Source organism: Terribacillus saccharophilus (genome assembly GCF_000725365.1).
Taxonomy (GTDB): domain Bacteria; phylum Bacillota; class Bacilli; order Bacillales; family Amphibacillaceae; genus Terribacillus; species Terribacillus saccharophilus.
Map to the genome: position 1 here is coordinate 1,580,824 of NZ_CP008876.1, position 22,350 is coordinate 1,603,173.

At 43.4% G+C, this 22,350-nt stretch carries 25 protein-coding genes; 2 read left to right on the forward strand and 23 right to left on the reverse strand.

Going from position 1 to position 22,350, the window contains the following annotated elements; translation table 11 throughout:
- Window positions 1–31 precede the first annotated feature (31 nt).
- The 12 genes from GZ22_RS07935 to GZ22_RS07985 all read right to left on the reverse strand — a co-directional run bounded on the left by GZ22_RS07935 (window position 32) and on the right by GZ22_RS07985 (window position 10,683).
- Window positions 32–562 carry a cell wall elongation regulator TseB-like domain-containing protein gene (locus GZ22_RS07935; RefSeq protein ID WP_123921893.1) on the reverse strand — a complete coding sequence of 177 codons (531 nt, stop codon included), beginning with the start codon at window positions 560–562 and terminating at the stop codon, window positions 32–34.
- A complete protein-coding gene (locus tag GZ22_RS18235) occupies window positions 528–701 on the reverse strand; it encodes a YpmA family protein (protein ID WP_084160690.1) in 174 nt (57 codons plus the stop codon). The genes GZ22_RS07935 and GZ22_RS18235 overlap by 35 nt, the downstream gene beginning before the upstream one ends.
- 200 nt (window positions 702–901) lie before the next feature.
- Window positions 902–3,667, reverse strand: coding sequence for an ATP-dependent DNA helicase DinG (gene dinG / locus GZ22_RS07940; RefSeq protein ID WP_038560855.1), 2,766 nt, complete (start codon window positions 3,665–3,667; stop codon window positions 902–904).
- 78 nt (window positions 3,668–3,745) lie between these two features.
- Window positions 3,746–4,132, reverse strand: coding sequence for an aspartate 1-decarboxylase (gene panD / locus GZ22_RS07945; protein ID WP_038560856.1), 387 nt, complete (start codon window positions 4,130–4,132; stop codon window positions 3,746–3,748).
- A gap of 16 nt (window positions 4,133–4,148) precedes the next feature.
- A complete protein-coding gene (gene panC, locus GZ22_RS07950) occupies window positions 4,149–5,018 on the reverse strand; it encodes a pantoate--beta-alanine ligase (RefSeq protein ID WP_038560858.1) in 870 nt (289 codons plus the stop codon).
- A 2-nt stretch (window positions 5,019–5,020) separates the two neighbouring features.
- Entirely contained in the window at window positions 5,021–5,851 is an 831-nt protein-coding gene (panB, locus tag GZ22_RS07955) for a 3-methyl-2-oxobutanoate hydroxymethyltransferase (RefSeq protein ID WP_038560860.1), read from the reverse strand.
- Between the two features lie 4 nt (window positions 5,852–5,855).
- A complete protein-coding gene (locus GZ22_RS07960) occupies window positions 5,856–6,836 on the reverse strand; it encodes a biotin--[acetyl-CoA-carboxylase] ligase (RefSeq protein ID WP_038560861.1) in 981 nt (326 codons plus the stop codon).
- Window positions 6,820–7,989, reverse strand: a complete 1,170-nt coding sequence (locus tag GZ22_RS07965; RefSeq protein WP_038560864.1) for a CCA tRNA nucleotidyltransferase — start codon at window positions 7,987–7,989, stop codon at window positions 6,820–6,822. Before GZ22_RS07965 ends, GZ22_RS07960 begins: the two co-directional genes overlap by 17 nt.
- On the reverse strand, window positions 7,986–9,113 hold the full coding sequence (gene bshA, locus GZ22_RS07970) for an N-acetyl-alpha-D-glucosaminyl L-malate synthase BshA (RefSeq protein WP_038560865.1): 1,128 nt from the start codon (window positions 9,111–9,113) through the stop codon (window positions 7,986–7,988). Before bshA ends, GZ22_RS07965 begins: the two co-directional genes overlap by 4 nt.
- A complete protein-coding gene (gene mgsA, locus GZ22_RS07975; protein ID WP_038560866.1) occupies window positions 9,110–9,523 on the reverse strand; it encodes a methylglyoxal synthase in 414 nt (137 codons plus the stop codon). The genes bshA and mgsA overlap by 4 nt, the downstream gene beginning before the upstream one ends.
- Before the next feature lie 10 nt (window positions 9,524–9,533).
- Window positions 9,534–10,340, reverse strand: a complete 807-nt coding sequence (dapB, locus tag GZ22_RS07980; protein ID WP_038560868.1) for a 4-hydroxy-tetrahydrodipicolinate reductase — start codon at window positions 10,338–10,340, stop codon at window positions 9,534–9,536.
- Window positions 10,333–10,683 (reverse strand): nucleotide pyrophosphohydrolase, encoded by a 351-nt coding sequence (locus GZ22_RS07985; protein ID WP_038560869.1) that lies wholly within the window; start codon window positions 10,681–10,683, stop codon window positions 10,333–10,335. Before GZ22_RS07985 ends, dapB begins: the two co-directional genes overlap by 8 nt.
- A 144-nt stretch (window positions 10,684–10,827) precedes the next feature.
- Between GZ22_RS07985 and GZ22_RS07990 the strand changes: the two genes are divergently transcribed.
- Both GZ22_RS07990 and GZ22_RS07995 read left to right on the forward strand, forming a co-directional pair.
- Window positions 10,828–11,700 (forward strand): YitT family protein, encoded by an 873-nt coding sequence (locus GZ22_RS07990; protein WP_038560871.1) that lies wholly within the window; start codon window positions 10,828–10,830, stop codon window positions 11,698–11,700.
- 66 nt (window positions 11,701–11,766) lie between these two features.
- Window positions 11,767–12,291, forward strand: a complete 525-nt coding sequence (locus GZ22_RS07995) for a type 1 glutamine amidotransferase domain-containing protein (protein WP_038560872.1) — start codon at window positions 11,767–11,769, stop codon at window positions 12,289–12,291.
- A 26-nt stretch (window positions 12,292–12,317) separates the two neighbouring features.
- Here GZ22_RS07995 and GZ22_RS08000 read toward each other — a convergent pair whose 3' ends face one another.
- The 11 genes from GZ22_RS08000 to aroC form a co-directional block, all read right to left on the reverse strand.
- Window positions 12,318–13,004, reverse strand: a complete 687-nt coding sequence (locus GZ22_RS08000; protein ID WP_038560875.1) for a zinc metallopeptidase — start codon at window positions 13,002–13,004, stop codon at window positions 12,318–12,320.
- Between the two features lie 66 nt (window positions 13,005–13,070).
- Window positions 13,071–13,391 (reverse strand): sporulation protein YpjB, encoded by a 321-nt coding sequence (locus tag GZ22_RS08005; RefSeq protein ID WP_038560878.1) that lies wholly within the window; start codon window positions 13,389–13,391, stop codon window positions 13,071–13,073.
- Between the two features lie 70 nt (window positions 13,392–13,461).
- Window positions 13,462–14,043 carry a lipoprotein heptaprenylglyceryl N-acetyltransferase LhaT gene (lhaT, locus tag GZ22_RS08010; RefSeq protein WP_038560880.1) on the reverse strand — a complete coding sequence of 194 codons (582 nt, stop codon included), beginning with the start codon at window positions 14,041–14,043 and terminating at the stop codon, window positions 13,462–13,464.
- A gap of 143 nt (window positions 14,044–14,186) precedes the next feature.
- Window positions 14,187–14,756 carry a ReoY family proteolytic degradation factor gene (locus tag GZ22_RS08015; protein ID WP_038560883.1) on the reverse strand — a complete coding sequence of 190 codons (570 nt, stop codon included), beginning with the start codon at window positions 14,754–14,756 and terminating at the stop codon, window positions 14,187–14,189.
- 44 nt (window positions 14,757–14,800) lie between these two features.
- Window positions 14,801–16,054: a tetratricopeptide repeat protein gene (locus GZ22_RS08020; RefSeq protein WP_038560886.1), complete on the reverse strand. Its 1,254-nt coding sequence runs from the start codon at window positions 16,052–16,054 to the stop codon at window positions 14,801–14,803.
- Between the two features lie 120 nt (window positions 16,055–16,174).
- Complete coding sequence (gene aroA / locus GZ22_RS08025) at window positions 16,175–17,464, reverse strand: 3-phosphoshikimate 1-carboxyvinyltransferase (protein ID WP_038565795.1); 1,290 nt, start codon at window positions 17,462–17,464, stop codon at window positions 16,175–16,177.
- An 11-nt stretch (window positions 17,465–17,475) separates the two neighbouring features.
- A complete protein-coding gene (locus GZ22_RS08030) occupies window positions 17,476–18,573 on the reverse strand; it encodes a prephenate dehydrogenase (protein ID WP_038560887.1) in 1,098 nt (365 codons plus the stop codon).
- A gap of 1 nt (window position 18,574) precedes the next feature.
- Window positions 18,575–19,675: a histidinol-phosphate transaminase gene (hisC, locus tag GZ22_RS08035; RefSeq protein ID WP_038560890.1), complete on the reverse strand. Its 1,101-nt coding sequence runs from the start codon at window positions 19,673–19,675 to the stop codon at window positions 18,575–18,577.
- Complete coding sequence (gene aroH, locus GZ22_RS08040) at window positions 19,672–20,046, reverse strand: chorismate mutase (protein ID WP_038560892.1); 375 nt, start codon at window positions 20,044–20,046, stop codon at window positions 19,672–19,674. The genes hisC and aroH overlap by 4 nt, the downstream gene beginning before the upstream one ends.
- Window positions 20,043–21,122, reverse strand: a complete 1,080-nt coding sequence (gene aroB / locus GZ22_RS08045) for a 3-dehydroquinate synthase (protein WP_038560895.1) — start codon at window positions 21,120–21,122, stop codon at window positions 20,043–20,045. The genes aroH and aroB overlap by 4 nt, the downstream gene beginning before the upstream one ends.
- Entirely contained in the window at window positions 21,122–22,288 is a 1,167-nt protein-coding gene (gene aroC, locus GZ22_RS08050) for a chorismate synthase (protein ID WP_038560898.1), read from the reverse strand. Before aroC ends, aroB begins: the two co-directional genes overlap by 1 nt.
- Window positions 22,289–22,350: the final 62 nt, after the last annotated feature.

Below are 22,350 nucleotides of genomic sequence, written 5' to 3' on the forward strand. Positions count from 1 at the left end.
CTCCATTGTCTGTCCTACATATGTAGTTGTGTTATTGATATTGGTTGGATAAAGCAAAGCTTTCCAGCTGCTCGTTACCATCTAGTGTGTAATAGCTGTAGCCAAGGCGATCCTGTTCATCGCGAAATGTGACTTCCCATGCTGGGGCATCATCGTACAATCCTAAACGGACATCATCCATTTCACAATTAGTGCCGCATGCTGACTGCCAGCTGCTCTCGACTTGCTGTTCATCAGCTGTGTCGGTCGTATAAATGATCTGTTTCGGATCCTTCTCGCTCTTTTTAACATAAGCGATAGCATCTTCTCCATCGGCTTGCTTGCCTTTGACGACATGATAGACATGTTCGCCATTGAAGCGTGTCACTTCATCAACAGTTTCTAAATCCGTGTTTTTAAGTGCAAAATCCTCTGAAGCTTCAAAGCCCTCTGTGCGTGCATTTTGTGCAGTGCTATAAACGTATATACCGCAGCCAAGGACGATGATCAAAACAGCTAGAGCGCTGAACAATGTTATCTTCGCCCACTTAGGTACGGTAAATCGTGAATATCGCCGTATCATGATCTTCCTCATCCAATGCTAATCCGAACATCAAGTCCTTTTCTTTTAATGTACGGTTCAGTGAATCGACCAGTTTGTATAGGTCGCTGCTGTATTGTACACGGACAGTGGACATTGTTTCCATTTTATTATTTTCCATCATCGTTACCTCCGAACAATTCATTTACATGATTTGTTACTCATAGAGATGGCTTTCTGCAGCAAACTAATGTATGTTGAGAAGCAATCCAATTCTTATTATACCAGTTGTCCTGGTGTAATTCTAAGACGAGTTAAAAGTTTTTTCAACAAAATTCTTCCTTCTCCCCAGCAGTTGTGCGTCCTTGTGGCGCACTTTTTTTATAGCCAATCCTCCGCGAGCTCTAAAAGTTCGGCTGTACTTTTATAATGTGTCGGTACATCCGGTATAGAAGCGGTGAAGTAGTTACCATATTTAGTTCTCATCATCCTGTCATCACAAACGAACACAATTCCTCTATCGCTTGAAGACCGGATCAACCTGCCGAAACCTTGCTTAAAGCGGATGACTGCATTGGGTAATGCAAGCTCCATGAAGGCATTCTTCCCTTCTGCTTTCAGTTTGGCAGCCTTTGCTTCATATATTGGGTGATCTGGGGGCTGAAATGGCAGTCTGACAATAACCAGACAACTTAAGTCTTCTCCAGGAATATCGACGCCTTCCCAGAATGAACTGGTTCCAAATAGAATGGCTTTTTTATTGCTTTGGAAATTCTTTTTCAGCCGATCGCGGCTGCCGCTTGTAATACCTTGCGCAATCAAGGTATAATCTTGATCCTCTGTCAGTTCCTTCACAAGTCCATGAGCTTTTTTCAGCATGTCATAAGAAGTGAACAGAACGAGCATCCGTCCATCCGTTATAGCGGCAAGACTAAGTATCGCTTCACAAACAGCATAGATGAAAGGATAGTTATCTTTTCCTCGTACATCTGGAAAATCATTTGGAACGAGCAGCTGCACTTGCTCCTGATACGAATAAGGAGAATCAAAGCGTCTTGTGACGGTACGTTCATCCAAACCAAGTTGTTCCTGAATGAAAGCGAACGATTGCTTCATTGTTAAAGTTGCACTCGTGAGCACAACACTTTTCTTCTCCGAAAAGAAATGTTCAAGCAGCAAATCAGCAATATCTAATGGTTCACTGTATAAATAAACCGCATTTCGGGCGCCATACATATCGACTTCTATCCATTTCACTTCCTCATCGTCATATATGAGGAACATCCGTTCAATAGCATCGATAATTGTCTGCAGCTGATCTACTGCGTTCCGTATAGAATCAGCGATCTTTTTATCCCCGTGCTTGTCTGCCGCTTTTGTCAGCTGCAGCAAATGGTGGATACAGTCCCGCACACCGAATAATAATCTGTTGCTCATTTCAGCAATAACTAAGACTTGTTTTGACTCCCGAACATCTTCAAGCCGCAGCTGTAATCTGCCGATGTCATTGGTACCAAGCTTCTTTTTATGCTGGGACAAGACAAAATCATGGATATAACGGAACATTTCATCTGCTTCTTCTTTTGTTTGGTCCCATAAACTTTGCCAAATCAGCATCTCAGCTTGTGAATTTGGAAGCTCATCTGTTGCTTTCTCGTACACTTTGTTCGCATGAGACAGCATATGGTGGATTGAGACATAATCTAGCGCCAATCCGAAATGCTTAGCTGCAGTAGCTTCAAAATGATGCGCTTCATCAATGATGACCCGCTGATAGGATGGAAGGAGCTGGTATTCTTCCTGCATATCACTGCAAAGCAGCGCATGATTCGTTACGATAATATCCGCCTGCCATGCTGCTTTTTTTGCCCGCTGATAAAACGAACGGGAAAACCATGGTGAAAATGGATCTTGCGTATCCTCTGCATCCGCGGACATATGCAAGAAAAATCGCTTTCCGCTGGAAGGCAGATTCACTTCATCGATATCCCCTGTCTCCGTCATTGTCAGCCACACAAGTAAAATAGCCTTCGTAAGTACGATATCATAATTGTCATTTGCTGTTTGCTGCAGCTCTGATTCAAATCTGCTGAGACTTAAATAATGCTGCTTTCCCTTCAACAGTGCTACATTGAAAGAAAACGGCAGGATACGCTGCAAAAGCGGAATTTCCTTGTCCATCAATTGTGCCTGAAGCTGTGTCAGATGCGTACTGATAACGATGCGTTTCTTTTCTTTTACTGCAGTGTAGACTGCCGGCAAAAGATATGCCAGTGATTTTCCAGTACCGGTTTCAGCTTCAAGAAGTGCATGTCTATTTGATTGGAAAACATCAAAGATCTGTTCACTCATCTCCAGCTGACTTTTTCTCGGCTCGTAGCCTTTCATTCCCTCTGACAGCCAGCCTTCTTTTTGATACAGCTGGTCCGCCATCTCACCGAAAGATTGGTTTATAACAGAAACGGTATCGTCTTCTTCATGCACATTTCTAAAAGCCAGCCCTCGATAAACCTCGAGCCCCTCATCCTGTATATCCTCGAATGCAAGTTCTTCCAAACGATACTCAAGCAAGCTGCGCAAATCACTTTTCAATGATCGTTCCAGCGTTAATAGATGAGAAATTGTCTCGTATGGCAGCTTTCCTAGCTCTTCTAAAAGAGACAACAGAAGTTCTGCTGTTACAAGCGTATCGGACAGTGCCCGGTGGGGCTGATCATGTTCAAATGAAAGATGCTCACTAAGAACACTCAATTTATAGCTCGGTGCCGTTGGCAGCAGAATACGAGCCAATTCGACCGTATCAAGCACTGGGCGCTGGATTGGAGAAAGTCCCGCCACTTCCAAAGCGCTGTTCAAGAATCGTAAATCAAAATTCGCATTATGAGCGACCACATAACTATCTTTGAAGAAAGCAGAAACCTCTTCTGCTACATCTTCGAATTGCGGAGCACCAGCCACATCTTCATCAGTAATACCTGTCAGCTGGGAAATGAAAGGTGGAATCGGCATACCGGGATCCAGCATCGTCTGAAATTGATCTGTGATCACACGTCCTTGGATGACGACAATCCCGACCTCTATGATTTTATCGCCATTCGACGGCGCGTGCCCTGTTGTTTCAAGATCCACCACTACAAATTTTTCCATACTCCACCCTCCATACTGCTTAGAAAAGAAAGACTCTTATCACAGATAAGAGTCTTATCGTACGATTCTTTTATGCCGTTACATCATCACAGTAAGCGGCGGTTCTTCCTCGATGATTTCCTGAATTGTATTATCTTCGTTCATCAGGGCAATCTTCGGCTTAAAGTCAGCCAATTCTTCTTCAGATAGCATGGCATAGGAAACGATGATTACTACATCATCCTTTTGTACAAGACGTGCAGCAGCACCGTTCAGGCAGATGACTCCGCTATGCCGCTCACCGGGGATTACATATGTTTCGAGACGAGCTCCATTATTATTGTTCACAATCTGAACTTTTTCATGAGGAAGTATGCCCACTTGTTCCAGAATGTGCGTATCGATGGTAATACTGCCAACATAGTTTAAGTTCGCTTCGGTAACACGAGCGCGATGTATCTTCGCTTTCATCATTGTGCGAAACATCTTATTTCCCCCTATATTAAAAACGGTCCATAATAGAGCCGTCGGCTTCCAATACTAAATTATCAATCAATCTTGCCTTGTCGAAGTAAACAGCAGCGGCAATGATAACACGCTCCTCTATTTTCTTGACTGGCTTCAATGCTGGATAAGATAAAATTTCAACGTAGTCTATTCTACCACTTGTTTGGCTGTTTATAAATTCTTTTACAGCAGATGCTATTTTTTCAGGATCCTTTTCTCCATTTTGGATGCTCTGTTTGCCTTGCTGTAGCGCTTGGTGAATCGCTGGTGCAACTTGTCTCTCCTGATTAGATAAATAGACATTGCGGCTGCTTTTCGCTAATCCATCTTCCTCGCGGACTGTCGGTACCGGAACCACTTCAAGCGGGAAATTAAGATCGTCTACCAAGGCTTGTACAACTGCTACTTGCTGTGCGTCCTTCAGCCCAAAATACGCACGATCCGGCTGAATCAAATGGAAAAGCTTTGATAGAACAGTAACAACACCATCGAAATGACCTGGTCTTGATTTGCCGCAAAGCACATCTACCCGGTCAGCAACATGCAGTTTAATTGTACTATTACCAGGATACATTGCTGCTGCCTCTGGCATAAAGACGATATCTACGCCTTCTTGTTCCGCAATACACTGATCGCGGACTGCATCTCTGGGATATGTCTCAAAATCCTCCCCCGCGCCGAATTGAAGCGGATTGACGAAGATGCTAAGCACTGTAATATCATTCTCTGCTTTAGAACGCTTCATCAGGGATTGATGTCCTTCATGTAAAAAGCCCATTGTTGCGACATAGCCAACTGACTTCTGCTCTTTTGCAAGCTGTACTCTCTCTTGCTGCAATGCTTCTAATGTCGAAATGATCTTCATGTTCATTCTCCTAGTTTAGGTAATACTGCCTCATCCATTGTGAAGCTTTGATCGTCGTTCGGAAAGATATTGTTCTTTACATTTTCCCGATAAGTAGAAAAGACATTTGTAATCGTTTCGTTGAGGTCTGCATAGCTGACTGCGAATTTCGGCAAACGATCGACACCATACCGGCTTATATCATGGAAAACGAGAACTTGGCCGTCAACATCGGCACCCGCGCCGATTCCAATAACCGGGATAGAAATAGCTTTAGCGATAAGTGCTGCTAACTGCTTTGGCACACATTCCAGTACAACAGCAATTGCTCCGGCCGCTTCAACTTTTCGTGCATCCTCCAGCAGCTGTTTTGCTGTCTGTTCGCTTTTTCCTTGGACTTTATAACCGCCAAGCATGTGGACTGACTGCGGTGTCAGACCAAGGTGACCGACAACTGGGATACCCCCTGTTGCTAAAGCCTTGATACTGTCCAGGATGACCTGATCTGTTCCTTCCAGCTTTAATGCCTGCGCTCCTGTTTCCTGGAAGATGCGTTTCGCTTGCGGTATAGTTGCTTCTACCGATACGTGGTAAGTCATAAACGGCATATCTACTACAACAAACGTCTCGTTTCCGCCGCGAGTAACGGCTTTTCCATGATGGATCATATCCTCCACTGTTACAGGTATAGTGCTATCATATCCAAGTACGACCATACCAAGCGAATCGCCGACAAGCAGCATATCGATACCAGCTTGCTGGGCTAATTTTGCAGTCGGATAATCATAGGCAGTGACCATGGTGATTTTCTCATTGTTTTCTTTCATCTTTTGAAAATCGAGTCTTGTCTTCATTTTATTACTCCTCTTTCCATTTCAATTCAGCAGAATATAAGCGCTGTGTACTGCCATCATCATTTTCAAGAATTAGCTCGCCGTCTTCCCCAATACCTCTGAAAACTGCTTCAAAAACAGCTGAGGGTGTAGCTGCTTTTACTCGGTGCCCCAGACGCAAAGCATACTGCATCCATTCGTCCCGGATATCTAGAAAACCTTTATTTATGTATAGCGAATAAACATCCTCGAACTCTTTCCAAATCAAATGAATAAGCTCCTGCCGCTTCCATTCCTTATCTGTCTCGATACGCAAAGACGTTGCTTTCTTGCGAATATCCGGATCAATCTCAGACACTGTCTGATTGATATTGATTCCTATACCCAGTACGATATGCTGAATATAATCCTGCTCCGCTTGCATTTCTGTAAGGATTCCGGCAAGCTTCTTGCCACCTAGATAGATATCGTTCGGCCATTTAATAGCAGCATCAATGTCGTTTTGACGGAAGACGCGTGTAATTGCAACTGCTGCAGCTAACGTCAGCTGCGCTGCTTCCCTCGGACCGAATTCAGGTCGGATGATTAAACTCATCCATATACCGGTTCCAGCTGGAGAATGCCAGCTGCGCCCTTTTGTTCCCTTACCGCTCGTCTGCTGATCAGCTATGACAACAGTTCCATGTACTGCACCTTGATCTGCCAAAGATTTGGCTAAAATTTGGGTAGAATCAAGCTCTTCTTCAAAGATGATCTTACGTCCGATCCATTCGGTATCCAGCTGCCAGTTCAGCGTATTTTTGCTGAGTTTGTCCGGCGATCGTCTTACTTGGTATCCTTTTCGTGGAACAGCATCTATCTCATACCCGTCTGCTTCCAACGCTTTCATATGCTTCCAGACTGCTGCCCTTGAGATACCAAGCTGTTCGGACAGATTCTGACCGGAAATATACGACGTCTTATGATCCTGAAGGATTCTGATGAGACGATTACGTGTTGTATCCATGAATAACCCACTCCTTCAGCTGTGCTTTATCATTTGGAATCTTTTTTTCAACGACAGCCTTTTCAACAGCAAGCAGCAAATCACGAATCCAGCTTCCTTTTTTTCTGTCAGGAAACCAGCTGGTCAAATCTCCTCCGGAAATAGCCAGTTCCGAACTGTTCCGTATTGGGAGCGTATGTCTAATGGATAATACGTTATCTTGGACATCTTTTTCTTTATAGATCTTCTCAAGCCGGCAAAAACCCTCATCCAGATGTACTGGCAGCTGATAAACTGCCCAAGCATCCAGCTTACTTTGAAGTATGCGCACTAAGTGCTGAGCGTCTTGTTTGACAGCATTGGACAGCTTCCATTTCTTTACCCAATCAAGAACTGGTATTGCGCTAAGTAACGAACAAAGGGCAACCCATTCTGCCAAATTGTCTAGAGGCTCGATTTTTTTAGCTAGCTCACGCATCAGCTCAGGATGATCTTTAAAAATCGGCATTGCTTCCCATAATCCCGTATCATGTAAGAGCTGAACAGCTGTTTTCACATCTTTACCAGAGATTAATTTCTCCATTTCAATGCTTACGCGCTCAATTGCAATACGCGCCAACCACAGACGCTGATTCTCCATCACTTTTCGTGCATCATGATCCAAATTGTACCCTAGCTGTGATACAAACCGGACACCGCGCATCATACGCAGCGGATCTTCTTGAAAACGGTCAAAGGCCTTGCCTACAGTTACAAGCTCTTTCTTTTCAATGGCACTCCTGCCATCAAAAGGATCTACTAACTCCCCAGTTCTGGCCATCGCAATCGCATTAACTGTGTAATCACGACGAGCCAGATCAGCTGCAACATCCGTAACAAAGTTTACGCTATCAGGATGCCGGTAATCAGAATACGCTCCTTCTGTCCGGAAAGTCGTTATTTCGAAGCTTTCCTTTTCGAAACGTACGAGTACGGTTCCGTGCTCAATTCCAATCGGTATGACCTTATCGAAGACCTTCATTACCTGATCCGGTGTTGCTGACGTTGCAATATCCAAATCACCAACAGCTTTGCCGATAAGGTAATCCCTCACCGCTCCTCCGACAAGATATGCTTCATAACCATACTGCTCGAGCTCCTGTATGACTCGGAATGCTTTTTCAAATATCTTCATTGCAAAACCTCTTCATAAATTGCTTCATATTGAGCGACAATTTGATCAGAATGGAAGTTTTCTGCTGCATAACGGATGGATGCTTCGGAAAATCGCTGCCACAGCTTTTCATCTGTTAGCAAATCCAATGCATATGCTCCCATCTGCTCCACATCTCCTAGCTGCGATATAAAACCATTCTTTCCGTGCTGTATTACTTCTGGGATGCCACCGACATCCGTTCCGATACACGGCACCCCGCAGGCCATAGCTTCTAAGAGAACCAAACCAAAGCTCTCTTTTTCAGAAGGAAGCAGCATGATGTCCGCCATATTTAACAGCGCAGCAACATTATTCTGCTTACCTAGGAATAAGACTTTATCTTCAAGGCCGCGCTGCTGCACATCTCGCAGGATATCCGAATACTCAGGACCGTCCCCAATCAGCATCAGCTTGGCAGGTAATTTCTCCTGTACATACGAAAAAACCTGTACAACATCCTGTACACGTTTCACTTTACGGAAATTGCTTATATGTACGAGTACTTTTTCATCTTCTTTGATACCGAACTGCTCTCTTATGTCACGCACATCAGTTGGTTGGTATACTTCTTCATCTACAAAATTGTATACAACATCGATAGGACTTGCGACATCAAGCATTTCCCTTGTCTGGTCTACAAGACTTTGTGAAACGGCAGTGACGACATCACTTTCCTCAATCGCATGAATGATCATTTTGCGCAGCCCATTATCAATTCCAAGCACCGTAATGTCGGTACCGTGCAGTGTAGTAACGATTTTTACATCACGCTTGGCAATTGCCTTAGCCAGGATTGCACATATAGCATGTGGTACAGCATAATGTACGTGCAAAATATCCAGCTGCTCCTCGTCGATGACTTCAGCCATTTTATTAGCTAGCACTAAGTCGTATGGCGGGTATTGAAATACTGGATAATGACTCATCTCGACCTCGTGGAAAAATACATTCGGAAGCAGCATATCCAGCCTGAAAGGGACACTGGATGTAATGAAGTGAATGTCGTGTCCCTTTTTAGCCAGTTTTTTTCCGAGTTCTGTCGCAATGACGCCGGAGCCGCCAAGCGTCGGATAACAAGTAATTCCGATTTTTAGCTTTTTCATAGCTCCGGCTCACGATCACGAATGATCTTGCGCCAATCGAAATCTCCTCTATCTAATCCACGTATAAAAATCTCTGCTGCTGCCAAATTGGTAGCTAGCGGTATACGATGCACATCACAAAGGCGCATTAGCGCACTCACATCAGGTTCATGAGGCTGGGCAGTGAGCGGATCCCGGAAGAATATAATCAAGTCCATTTGATTTGTTGCTATTTTGGCGCCGATTTGCTGATCTCCACCTAACGGACCTGACAGGAACAATTCCACCGGCAAATTTGTAGCTTCCATGATACGTGTACCGGTTGTTCCTGTCGCATACAAAGTATGTTTTTTCAGCATCTCTTTATATGCGACCGTAAAGCGGACCATCTCAGGTTTTTTCTTATCGTGGGCAATTAAAGCAATATGCATGTCTAACGCCTCATTCCAATATATTTTCTAATCCGTATGCAAGTACATCCATCTTCATGACACGGTCTACAGCCAGCTCTACACCTGACATAAAGGATGCGCGGTTAAAACTATCGTGCTTAACTGTGAATTGCTCTCCTGGTGCACCGAAAATAACCTCCTGGTGGGCAACAAGACCTGGAAGTCGTACACTATGGATTCGCATGCCGTCTACATCAGCACCGCGAGCTCCTGCTATCGTCTCTTTTTCATCCGGATGTCCTTGTTTAGCAGGTTCGCGCACTTCCTGAATCAGCTGTGCTGTTTTTACAGCCGTACCGCTTGGTGCGTCTAGTTTCTGATCATGATGCTTTTCGATGATTTCTACTGTTGGGAAATATTTTGCTGCTTGTTTGGCAAATTGCATCATAAGCACAGCGCCAATTGCAAAGTTCGGTGCAATAATAGCTCCTATGCCCTTTTCTTCACTTAGCTTTTCTAATTCGTTTACTTGTTCTTCTGTAAAACCAGATGTACCAACTACTGGACGCACACCGTGTTCGATAGCAAGTCTCATATGCTTGTAGCCTGTTTCTGGAATGGTCAAGTCGATAAGCACATCGGCTTCCACTTTATCCAAGCACTTTTCAGCGTCTTCGTAGATGACAGCATCACTTGCAGTCAAACCATCGATATCGCTGACACGCTTTCCTCCATTTTTCCGGTCAATTGCTGCAACTAGCTCAAAATGAGCTGTCCGTTCGATAAGCTGCAATGCTTCCGATCCCATACGTCCTCTTGGTCCTGCTACAATAATTCTGATCGTATCTTTAGCCATTATGTAGATCCTCCTGTGTCTTCTTCGTCCATCTGTCTTTATCCCTTGTTTCGAATTTTGTCATCGATTTCTCGAATGCTTCCGACAAATCAATATTCAGGGAATTAGCAAAGCATGTCATCACGAAAATAATATCTCCGAGTTCATCTTCTATTGTATTTGCATCTTCACTAGCTTTTTTCGGCTTTTCGCCATATGTATGGTTCACTTCCCTTGCAAGCTCCCCGACTTCTTCCGTCATTCTAGCAAGCATACTGAGCGGTGAAAAATAACCTTCTTTGAATTGGGAAATATAAGCGTCAACACGTTCTTGTATTTCCTTTGTTGTATATGTAGAATTCATGCGCGATCTTCCTTTCGCTATATCATTACCATGTTAGCTTAAAAATACGGCATTTGACAAATGTTTTTACCTATTGGGCAAATTTGTAGCTAAAGGCATAGTTGTCTATAATATAGAAGGAATTGTCATCTTAGGAGGTAGATTATGTTCAGACTGCGTATAAAGAACATTTTGTTCATTCTGTTAGGCGCGGCCATTTTTTCGTTCGGTATTGTTCATTTCAATATAGCCAATAAACTTGGTGAAGGCGGATTCACCGGGATAACGCTTATTTTACTTTTTGAATTTGATTGGGATCCAGCTATTATGAATCTGGTGTTGAACATTCCGCTGTTTCTAATCGGATGGAAATTCCTTGGCCGTACAACCTTCGTATATACAATAATCGGGACAGTAGCTGTGTCTCTATTCCTGCGTTTGTTCCAGACATATTCCTTTGATATTAATTTAGGAGATGACTTGCTGATTGCCTCACTTTTAGCCGGCGTGTTCATTGGTGTCGGACTCGGTATCATCTTCCGCTTCGGAGGTACTACCGGAGGAGTCGACATCATTGCCCGTCTGGCTAATAAATATGCTGGTTGGACAATGGGACGGACAATGTTTCTCTTTGATGCTGTTGTTATTATTACATCCGTCCTTACCTATCTTGATCTGATCCGAGGGATGTATACACTCGTTGCAGTCTTCGTAGGAGCGAGAGTTATCGACTTTATTCAAGAAGGCGCCTACTCGGCAAGAGGTGCGACCATCATTTCCAGTCAAAGTGCAGATATCGCCAATCAGATATTAAAACAAATGGACCGAGGTGTTACTGTTCTTGATGGCAGAGGCAGCTTTACCGGTGAAAAGCGCGATGTACTGTATTGTGTTGTCGCACGGAATGAAATTGTCAGACTGAAAGCAATCATCACTGCAGTAGATCCACATGCCTTCGTCGCTCTTAGCGAGGTGCATGATGTAATGGGTGAAGGTTTTACACTCGACGAAAACAAAAAGCCTTATCATACAGACTAGCGTATTGCATGCATTTTTACGATTGAATTGGTAAAGTGGAAAAGAATAAACGAAAGAGGTGAGATGATGGAGCTTACTGGCAAGAAAATACTTTCATTTGTAAGTGAAGATTTTGAGGATCTGGAGCTATGGTATCCCATCTTAAGACTTCGTGAGGCTGGAGCGGAAGTTCATTTGGCAGGTGAAGCTGCCAATACAATCTACAAAGGCAAATATGGTGTACCTGCTACATCAGATGTAACATTTGATGAAGTCATTCCGAGTGATTATGATGCATTGCTTGTCCCAGGCGGCTGGTCGCCGGATAAATTGCGCCGCTATCATAGCGTATTGGAAATCACTCGGCATTTCCACACTCACAAGAAACCAATCGGTCAAATCTGCCACGCTGGCTGGGTGTTGATCTCTGCAGGTATTCTGGAAGGAGTCAATGTCACGAGCACACCAGGAATTAAAGATGACATGACAAATGCCGGAGCCATCTGGCATGATGAAGCAGTTATTGTGGACGGCCACATTGTAAGCAGCAGACGACCGCCCGATCTGCCAGACTATCTACGAGAACTCATCAAGGTCATTCAGACACAATAAAAAGGCATCCCTCGGGATGCCTTTTTTTAATCTTCGTTATTACCGACAAAGAACATAAGGATGAAGCGTACAAGCTCAGCTACAGCTACTAGAGCCGCTGCAACGTAAGTCATTGCTGCTGCATTCAATACTTTTTTAGTGGAACGTTCTTCATCGTTCCGGATGATTCCTGTTGAAACCAATTGTGTCATTGCGCGGTTAGATGCATTGAACTCGACCGGCAGAGTAACAACCTGGAACAATACTGCGATAGCAAAGAACGCGATCCCAAGTCCGACGAATTGCAGGGATCCAAAGATAGCACCTGCTATGATAAGGAAGAAGGACAGATTGTTACCCCATGCAGCTGCTGGAGCAAGTGCAGTACGGAATTTAAGGAATCCGTAGCTTTCTGCATCCTGAATTGCGTGTCCTACTTCGTGGGCAGAAACAGCTGCTGCTGCCATAGAATGACCATGGTAGTTGTCTGTAGATAGACGAACCACTTTGTTACGCGGGTCGTAATGGTCTGACAACATTCCGCGTGTTTCTTCAATTTGCACATCATATATACCATTGTCATCTAAAATCTTTCTTGCGACCTGTGCACCAGTCATTAGAGATGACGTTTCAACTTTCGAATACTTCTTATACGTGCTTTTCACCTTCGATTGAGCCCATAAAGGGATAATCAGAAGAAGTGCTATATAGATTATATAAGCACCTAATGACATATACATTCCTCCGTAAAAGTATTTGGAACTTATTAAGGTCAATTTTAGTCAAAAATTCGAAAAAAATCAACTATTAGGATCGTTGTTCACACTTTTGTCATTTTCAGCTCGATACTTCTTATAGCCAACATACACAAGTGTCCCTACAATGCTTGCACTAATACCAAGTATTCCCCAGAATCGTCCTGTTCCATAACTGTTTTTATCGGGCACGGAAACACTATACAAATGCGTAGGCAGCGATTCAAACCGTTGATCAAACGTTTGACCTATTTTGTCGGAAGATGACGACAATGCCTCTGTATGCGGCTGCAGCAGCAATTCAGCTAGGTTAGCAAGTACAAAAAAAGAGGCTGTCAGAACAATGACGAGAAGCAGCTTTTTCATAAGCATCCCCTCTTTTTTAGATGTTCCTACAGCCTATGCGATAAAACAGTCGCGTATGTCGGTATCCGCCTTATTCGTTTTTGTTTCTTAATGAGTTCCGCTGTGTGACTAGATAACCGACTATAATGGAAACAATGCTCAGCCAGAAAGTGAAGTATCCTATCACTTGCATATGATCCATCAGATTACCGTAAATCGGCATCATACCAAAAACATAATCGATAATATCATTGTGCAAGACTACGATGGCAGCCACAGCAAGATGCCGCAGTTTCACTCGATAAAGCGGTGCATACAAAATGCCTTGTACAGCCATTGCTAAATGGGAGGCAATCAGCATATACCCTTGCCAGGAAAGTGAGCCATTTACGGCTAAAGTGAGAAGGTTCATCACAACAGCCCATATGCCATATTTAAATAATGAAACAATAGCTAGTGCTTCGATATAACCATTCTGTTTTCCAATCAAAAATAAACCTAGAAAAATTGTGAAAAAGAGACTTGCTGTTGGGCTGTCCGGAACAAAAGGCAGGAAAATAGCCGGCGTTATTTCGAGCTGCCAGCCATACCATATATACCCGTATATCGTTCCAAAAAGATTGATGATAAACAATAACAAGATGCTGTAACGATGGAATAAAAGATGATACATGATGTGCTTATCCTTTCAGTTCTATTATGTATTCTGATCTGCTTATTTAAAGCAGTCACTTTATTTTAGCAGAAACCTTCTTTTCTATTGATACTTTTAACAAGAAAGATAAAAAAATAGATGCGCTGTCATAGCGCATCTTGTTATATGTTTTCAATCTTATCTTCAGCCTCTTCTTTCAATTGACGCATAGCCCTGCTAAGCAGCTGAAATTTGCTTTCATCTCTCTTATCAAGAGCCAAATCAATTGCTTCTTGCAGCTTCTTCTTCTTGTATTGATAATGCGATGCATCTAGAAGCTTCGTTGCCAGCTGCCGGTCCTCTTTTGTTACGTAATGATCTTCCGGCAAGAAAGGATTGTCTTCCAGCACCGCTACATACTCCATACTTTGATGAGAGTTCTTGAAATTGAGTTGAATATAGACCGGGTCTTTCTTGTTCATGCGAATATCATGGAATGATTTCTCTGCATCTGTTGTAACGATGTTGTCCTTGTAAAACCGGAACGGTACTTCTTCGGAACAATGGGCGGATATGATGATTCCTCTGGGACTGAACCTTGCTTCACGGATGAAATGCACATTATCAAGAAATGAATCATGATTGATCAAGTAGTTCAAGATCCAGACACTTTCCCTGCGCTTCAATTGGTAATTATCTAAGAACCAGCGAATGAACGTCTTCTTATCCTGCATGGTAACGGAAATATTCATATGTGCCCCCTCCCAGAAAGCGAAATGATTTCAATTCAATGCATTTATTGAGACAAGAGCCGGTTGATATTCTCTTCTACTTCGATATCTGATGGCTCCAGACGAAGATACTCTTTTAGTATTTCGACAGCCTCTTGCATCCTCCCTTCCTCCAATAGGAAATATCCGTATTCTTTTAGAAAATCGCTATCATCTTTGAAGTTAGTATATGCTTCCCTGTATGCTTTTAATGCCTCATCAAAAGTTTCAGTTTCATTATAGGCACGTGCAAGCTCCCAACGGTATGCTGCATCTTCTTCATCAGTTTCCAAGATATGTGTCAATAACTCGATGATCGCCTCGTGGTCTTCATCCAGCTTGAAATTCTCAATCAAATAGAGTATTGCTTCTTTATATCCTGGGTCGAGCGCAATAGCATGACGAATCAGGAAGTAGCTTCGATCATTTTTGCCAAGCTGTCTCGCAAGACGGCCTGCAGTGAAATAGAGCTTTTGATTATACTCATCCAATGCCAATCCTTTTTCAGCCGTTTCGAATGCCTTCTCCATCAAGCCCTCTTCTTCATAGGCCTTGGCAAGATATTCATAAACAGAAAGATAATCCGCTTCCTCTTTGAGGAGTTTTTCCCAAGTGCTGATAGCAATATCGTATCTGGATAGCTTGAAGGCAGTGAAACCAAAGCTAAACAGCTGTTCTACGTCATCCACGTCTGTTTCCTGATAGTAAGTCAATGCTTTTTCGAATTCACCTGTAGCTGCATAAGCTTCCGCAAGGCGAAGTGCGATGTCGATATCACCCATAACAGTCTGCTTTTCGTAAACTTTTTCATAATAAGTGATTGCCTTTAAATAAGATGCGGTCGATAAAGCGAGCTCTCCTAATGCCAAGTCAATAACAGGCTCGGAAGGATCGAATCGTTTTGCTGCCAATAGTTTTTGCTCAGCCACTTCGAATAAACCTTGCGCTTCATACAAATCAGCAAGCTGCATCTGAGCTGGGACAAAATAGTCCTCATCCTCCACAATCTGATCAAGCTTATCGATTGCTTCCTGATCTTCATTCAAATCAATGAAAAGTTCAGCTAGCATCATTTTAAGTTCCATCTCATCCGGGAACATTTGCTCCAGCTGAAGCAGGACTGCTTTTGCTTCTTCATGCATACCCCATTGCATATATAATTCAGCTATCGTGAACTTTTCTTCTTCATTGGCACCCGGCAAGTAAGCCTCCAATGTATCCACTGCTTCTTGCGGTTGATCATTTTCCATATGTGTTATTGCTTTTCTTATTTCTTCCATTTTTTCACACTTCCTTCTATTTACACGCCTCTCGGCTTTTCCATCTGTCTTCAGTGTAACCTAAAGCAATAGCTTTAGAACAGCAAAAAAGTCTGATTCCCGGTTGGGAATCAGACATATTCAATTTTGCAGCGCACGAAGATCTTCAAAAAATGTTGGGTAAGAGATATTGATGCTGTCTGCATCTCCAAGGATTGTATCCCCGTTTGCAACCAAACTGGCAATAGCAATCATCATTCCGATTCGGTGATCACCGAAGGAATCAGCATTTGCACCTTTGAGAGGTTGATTGCCTGGAATTCTCATTCCATCTGGTGTTAATTCGACCTCTGTACCAAAGCTCCGCAGTGTAGCTGCAATCGCTTCGATACGATCCGTTTCCTTGTACCGAAGTTCTTCCGCATCTTTGATGATTGTCTCCCCATCAGCTTGCGTTGCCAGCAATGCAAGGATTGGCAGCTCATCTATAAGCCGTGGTATGATGTCCCCGCCAATCTCTGTACCTTTCAAAGGACGATATCGTATCGTGATATCTCCGATTCGCTCTCCAGCTTGAATGTCATGCTCTTTGATTTGCATATCAGCACCCATTTGCTTCAGCACATCCAAAATACCGGTACGTGTGTCATTCAAGCCGGTATTAGTTAGTACGATTTCACTGCCGGGCACAAGACATGCAGCAACCAAAAAGAAGGCAGCCGAGGAAATATCCCCGGGAACATAAACATCTGTGCCGATGAGCTGCTGACCGCCTTGAACCGTGACTGTCGTTCCTGCTACATCAACGTTCGCTCCGAAGCTTTTGAGCATTTGTTCGGTATGATCCCTAGTCTTCACATCTTCTGAAATCCGCGTTTCACCTTCAGCTAACAAACCCGCAAGCAGCAAAGCAGATTTCACTTGTGCACTTTTGACTGGTGTATGGTAAGTAAGAGCTGAAAGCTTTTGTCCATCAATGGCCAGCGGCAAGTATTTTCCTTGTTCACGTCCATTAATTTTTGCACCCATTTGACGCAAAGGAATAACAACACGATCCATCGGACGTTTAGTAAGGGATGCATCTCCATATGCTGTTATATGAAATGGTAAAGCTGCAAAAACACCGAGCAGAAGCCGAGCTGTTGTTCCGGAATTTCCAAAGTAAATCGGAACTGTCGGTTCTTTGAAACTGTCTTTACCAGCGCTATCAATAATAACTGTGTCTCCGTCCTGCTCAATCGAGGCGCCAAGCGCTCGGAAAGCATCTATCGTCCGAAGACAATCCTCTCCAGTCAGGAAATGACGGACAGTAGTTTTCCCCTTGGCCAAAGCACCAAAAATGATGCTTCGGTGGGAAACCGATTTATCGCCTGGAACTGTAATTGAACCGGAAAGTCCCTTTGCTGTCGGCTTGAGTCGTACATCTGTCACTGCTTTCACCTTCAATCTTCTATCTTTACTTCATAACCGAAAACTTCCAGTACACCTTTAGCCTTCAGCTGAATTTTCTGATCTGAAAAGCTGAGACGAAGAACACCTGTCAGTCCCTCACGAAGCTCGAGTATTTGAATATTTACGATACTCAAGCCTGCATCGGCGACATTGGTAAGTACTTTTTGCAAAGCTCCCGGCCTATCAGTTATATCAACATACAAATCGTAGTACCCTGGGATTGCACCTTTTTTCCGAGGTTCCAATCCATCCCGGTATTGCTTAGCTTCTTCCAAGTAAGTATGAATCTGCTGCCCCTGATCTTCCGCCAAAAGCTTTCGGAAAGCCTGCATTTCCTCTATCCAGTCGTCAAGCAGCATTCCCATCTTCTCTTTGTTCTGAAAGAAAATGTCTTGCCACATACCCGGATTACTCGAAGCAATTCGAGTGATATCACGAAATCCGCCTGCAGCGAGCTTCGGCAGAAAGCTATGTTTGGCTTCCCATTTTTTTGCCTGCTGCACTAAAGCGGATGCAATCAGATGCGGAAAATGAGATACAACTCCGGTCATCTCATCATGCTCTTCTGCAGATAATGTAATAAAGGTGCTTTTCGTACCATCAAGCAGGTTTTCCACCCGCTTAATATCACTTTCTTTAGCCCGCTGTACAGGTGTCAGAACATAAATGGCATTCTCAAACAAATGAGCTTTTGAAGCCTCGATACCATGTTTATGGGATCCAGCCATTGGATGGCCGCCTACGAAGAATACCTTGTCGGACTGAAGTGATGCAGCCTGCTCAAAAATCGGACCTTTAACCGAAGAAACATCCGTTACAAGCACGTCTTTTTCCAGCTTCATGTTATCAAGTTCTTGTAGCAATTCAACAGACTTAGAAACTGGTGCAGCCAGTATAATTATATCTGCTCTATGTGCAGCTTCCTGGAAAGAAGACGATGCTTCATCAATGATCTTATGCTTTAGTGCATATTCAAGGGTAGTTTCCCTTTGGTCTACTCCTATAAGATGAACTTCCTTGTGTGTTTGTATATTACGAGCTAGCGAGCCGCCGATCAAACCTAATCCAGCGATAACGACCGTCTCCATCTTAGCTCTCTTTCACGCTAGTTAGGAATTGATCAAGCAATACAGTGAATTCAGTCATGTCTTTTTCATTACCGATTGTAATTCGGACGCTGTTCGGAATACCAAGAGCATCTCCGGAACGGATGATGAAGCCTTTGGAAAGCATATGCTGGAAAACAGCATCTCCGCTTACAGGCAAATCATATATCAACACGAAGTTTGTGTGAGACTCATAATATTTAATTTGGTGAGCATCACAGAATGCAAGGAAATTATGCTTCACTTGGTTATTCTTTGCGATGGAATCCTTGATGAACTCCTGGTCATCAAGTGCTACAATCGCTGCTTTTTGTGCAATCGTCGTATTATTGAACGGACTTCTTACAACGTTAATCTTATGGATAACTTCCGGATGACCGATTCCGTATCCAACACGCAATGCAGCAAGTCCATATGCTTTGGAGAACGTACGAAGCGTCATTAAATTCGGATAATCACCCAAAGCAGCTAGTGTGTCAAAGTAGTCATCTGTTTCCAGAAACTCGACATAAGCCTCATCCGCTACTACAAGAACTTCTTTCGGAACTTGGCGAAGGAAGTTTTCAAAGTCAGTTTTGGCAATATGGTTTCCTGTTGGATTGTTCGGTGTACATAGCCAAACAATACCTGTTTTCTCATCAATTGCTTCTAGCATAGCTGGAAGGTCATGGAATCCGTTCTTCGTTTCAATCGCTCGGACCTCTGCTCCTTCGATCAAAGCATGATGAGGGTATTGAGAGAAAGAAGGATGCGCCATTACCGTGTTAAGCCCGGGCGCAAGGAAAGTACGGCAAAGCATCATAATGATTTCATCTGAGCCTGCTCCAAGAACAAGTTGATCTAAGCCTACACCAAAATGTTTTGCCAATTTTTCCTTTAATGCTGTACCATATCCATCCGGATAGATCTCCTGTTCGTCAGCGAATGTCGGCAAAGCCTCTTTTACCTTAGCTGAAAAGCCGTATGGATTTTCATTTGATGCAAGTTTTACGATTCGGTCCAATCCAAATTCCTTTCGAACCTCTTCCATCGGTTTTCCTGGTTTGTAAGCTGTCAATTCATTCAAAATCTGTTTTGCTCTCATTGATGCTCCTCCTTTAAGTCGGGACGTAACTTAATTGCTTCCTCGTGATAAACGTGATGAATGTCTTGCTGTGCCAAGTCAGTGCGTGCTGTCAGCATTACGCGGATGCATTTCGGTAAGCCGCTCTCGATTGAAAGCTCCTGCATACACATAACAGGTACGTATGTCCAATCATCACGAAAAACTCGCAATGCTTTTGCGGGGAATATTTTTGTCAAATCGGGGGTTGCCGAAATGAGTACTTGGACAACATCCTCAGAATCTATGGCATTCTTTGTGACCATTTCATCCAGCATAGCTGCAGTTGCTTCAATAATTTGCTTTTCTTCGTTATCTGCTACTGTTGTGGCACCTCTAAAACCTCGTATCATGTTCTGCTCAACCTCTCAAGGAATGATATAACAGCGTCATGAAGCGTGTCATGATCGACTTTTTCCGTCACCGGGTCTCCGATTTCCCGAAGAAGCACCATATGAACTTCCTTGTTCTCTGACTTCTTATCCATTTGCATCCTCTTAACGAGTCTTTCGGCAGAGAGATCTGGTAAATGCATAGGATAATTGTTTCGTTCCATCCAACTGCGAAATTCGCCTAAACGCAGATCAGCTCCAAATCTATTCTCACTCAATTCTAAAGCAAACAGCATACCGATCGCGACAGCTTCGCCGTGAGTAAATGTGCCATAGCCTGCTTCAGCTTCAATAGCGTGACCGAGTGTATGACCTAGATTCAGAAACTTGCGAAGGTCATTTTCTTTTTCATCCGCCTCAACGATTTTCGTTTTCACCTGGATTCCTAAAGATAAGTCCTGAATCAGCTGTTCCTGATTTTCTTTGTCGAGTTTTTCTCGTTCAAGCAGCTGGCTAAGGAAATCAGCGTTTCCGATATAAGCTTCTTTTATCAGCTCAGCATAACCACTTCGTACTTCCTTTTCCGGAAGTGTGGTAATAGTGTCAACATCATAGATGACAGCAACAGGAGGATAGAAGCTTCCAATCAAATTTTTACCAGTTTCATGATTGATTGCAACCTTACCGCCAACACTCGAATCATGCGCAAGGATTGTTGTCGGAAGTTGAACGAAATCAATTCCTCGCATATATGTACTTGCTACAAATCCTGCCAAGTCACCGATAACACCGCCGCCTAAAGCAAGCACAAGTGCCTTCCGGTCAAGCTCTGCCTCAAACATACTATCAAGAATGTTGAAATAAACGTCCTTGCTCTTTGCTGCTTCTCCTGGCTTGATGATTTTCTTTGTTATCTTTGCATCTGGCAGAAGCGAAGATACATAATCATCCAGATAATGAGGAGCAATGCTCGTATCGGTTACTACAAATACATTTTGATAGGACTTAGGCAGAAAATCAGACAATTTATGTCTGATACCTGCACCTACAGAAACTTTGTAACTAGACTGACTCGCTTTTACTGTAATCTGTTCCATTAGAACACCCGGATTTCTTCCCGGTAATTTTTGATCGCTTCCTGAAGCTTCGGAAACTGATCATGAGGAAATTGTTCAAGAATCGCTTTCGCAATTTCAAAGGCCACTACATGCTCCATCACAAGCGCTGCTGCCGGAACGGCACAGCTATCTGAACGTTCGATGCTCGCATTGAATGGTTCTTTCGTCTCGATATCCACACTTTGAAGCGGTTTATAAAGAGTAGGGATTGGTTTCATGACACCCTTTACAACAAGTGGCATACCTGTTGTCATACCGCCTTCCAATCCACCTAGACGGTTCGTTTTGCGGTAATAGCCATTTTCTTTGTCCCATGCAATTTCATCATGTACTTGGCTTCCTGGCAGTCTGGCTGCTTCAAAGCCGATTCCGAATTCAACACCTTTGAATGCATTGATGCTCGCTACAGCTCCTGCAATACGTCCATCAAGTTTTCGGTCATAATGAACATAAGAGCCGATGCCTGCTGGCAGACCTTCTACGAAAACTTCCACAACACCGCCGATGGAATCTCCGTCTTTCTTTGCTTGATCAATCGCAGTTACCATTTGTTCTGCAGCTTGTGGATCAAGGCAACGTACAGACGATGCTTTCGATATACTATCTCTTTCTTTATATGTATAATCTGGAAACTCAACTGCTTTAATGCCGGCAATTTCTTTTGTATAGCCGACAATATTGATATCCAATTCAGCTAGAAGTTTTTTAGCTACAGCACCAGCTGCCACGCGTGCTGCTGTTTCACGTGCCGATGAACGCTCCAATACATTCCGCATGTCGCGGTGGCCGTATTTTAAGGCTCCATTTAGATCTGCATGTCCTGGTCTTGGACGTGAAACAATACGACGGACAGCTTGAGGATCTTCGACTGGATCCTCGCCCATTACATCTATCCAGTGCTTAAAATCATCATTATGTATAACAAGTGCGATAGGCGAACCTAGTGTATATCCATGACGGACACCGCCTACAATATCAACCAAATCTTTTTCAATCTGCATTCGCTTGCCCCGGCCATGGCCTTTCTGTCTTTCAAGCAAGGATTCGTTGATATCATCGGTAGTCAACGGTAAATAGGAAGGAACACCTTCTACAATTGTTGTAAGCTGTTTACCATGTGATTCACCTGCAGTTAAGTAGCGCATGTATATTCCTCCGTTGTCTCTATTCTTTGTAATTTTAATTACTATAACATAACTTGTTTCTT

Coding starts and splice junctions, on each gene's coding strand:
- GZ22_RS07935 (WP_123921893.1), bottom strand. CDS start 562: ATGATACGGCGATATTCACGATTTACCGTACCTAAGTGGGCGAAGATA.
- dinG (WP_038560855.1), bottom strand. CDS start 3,667: ATGGAAAAATTTGTAGTGGTGGATCTTGAAACAACAGGGCACGCGCCG.
- panD (WP_038560856.1), bottom strand. CDS start 4,132: ATGTTTCGCACAATGATGAAAGCGAAGATACATCGCGCTCGTGTTACC.
- lhaT (WP_038560880.1), bottom strand. CDS start 14,043: ATGTATCATCTTTTATTCCATCGTTACAGCATCTTGTTATTGTTTATC.
- GZ22_RS08030 (WP_038560887.1), bottom strand. CDS start 18,573: ATGGAGACGGTCGTTATCGCTGGATTAGGTTTGATCGGCGGCTCGCTA.
- panB (WP_038560860.1), bottom strand. CDS start 5,851: ATGAAGACAAGACTCGATTTTCAAAAGATGAAAGAAAACAATGAGAAA.
- aroB (WP_038560895.1), bottom strand. CDS start 21,122: ATGGAACAGATTACAGTAAAAGCGAGTCAGTCTAGTTACAAAGTTTCT.
- GZ22_RS07995 (WP_038560872.1), top strand. CDS start 11,767: ATGGAGCTTACTGGCAAGAAAATACTTTCATTTGTAAGTGAAGATTTT.
- aroC (WP_038560898.1), bottom strand. CDS start 22,288: ATGCGCTACTTAACTGCAGGTGAATCACATGGTAAACAGCTTACAACA.
- GZ22_RS08005 (WP_038560878.1), bottom strand. CDS start 13,391: ATGAAAAAGCTGCTTCTCGTCATTGTTCTGACAGCCTCTTTTTTTGTA.
- GZ22_RS08015 (WP_038560883.1), bottom strand. CDS start 14,756: ATGAATATTTCCGTTACCATGCAGGATAAGAAGACGTTCATTCGCTGG.
- GZ22_RS08000 (WP_038560875.1), bottom strand. CDS start 13,004: ATGTCATTAGGTGCTTATATAATCTATATAGCACTTCTTCTGATTATC.
- bshA (WP_038560865.1), bottom strand. CDS start 9,113: ATGAAAAAGCTAAAAATCGGAATTACTTGTTATCCGACGCTTGGCGGC.
- GZ22_RS07985 (WP_038560869.1), bottom strand. CDS start 10,683: ATGAATTCTACATATACAACAAAGGAAATACAAGAACGTGTTGACGCT.
- GZ22_RS07965 (WP_038560864.1), bottom strand. CDS start 7,989: ATGAAGATATTTGAAAAAGCATTCCGAGTCATACAGGAGCTCGAGCAG.
- panC (WP_038560858.1), bottom strand. CDS start 5,018: ATGAAGATCATTTCGACATTAGAAGCATTGCAGCAAGAGAGAGTACAG.
- GZ22_RS07960 (WP_038560861.1), bottom strand. CDS start 6,836: ATGGATACAACACGTAATCGTCTCATCAGAATCCTTCAGGATCATAAG.
- GZ22_RS08020 (WP_038560886.1), bottom strand. CDS start 16,054: ATGGAAGAAATAAGAAAAGCAATAACACATATGGAAAATGATCAACCG.
- dapB (WP_038560868.1), bottom strand. CDS start 10,340: ATGGCTAAAGATACGATCAGAATTATTGTAGCAGGACCAAGAGGACGT.
- hisC (WP_038560890.1), bottom strand. CDS start 19,675: ATGAGAGCAAAACAGATTTTGAATGAATTGACAGCTTACAAACCAGGA.
- GZ22_RS18235 (WP_084160690.1), bottom strand. CDS start 701: ATGGAAAATAATAAAATGGAAACAATGTCCACTGTCCGTGTACAATAC.
- GZ22_RS07990 (WP_038560871.1), top strand. CDS start 10,828: ATGTTCAGACTGCGTATAAAGAACATTTTGTTCATTCTGTTAGGCGCG.
- mgsA (WP_038560866.1), bottom strand. CDS start 9,523: ATGCATATTGCTTTAATTGCCCACGATAAGAAAAAACCTGAGATGGTC.
- aroH (WP_038560892.1), bottom strand. CDS start 20,046: ATGATACGAGGTTTTAGAGGTGCCACAACAGTAGCAGATAACGAAGAA.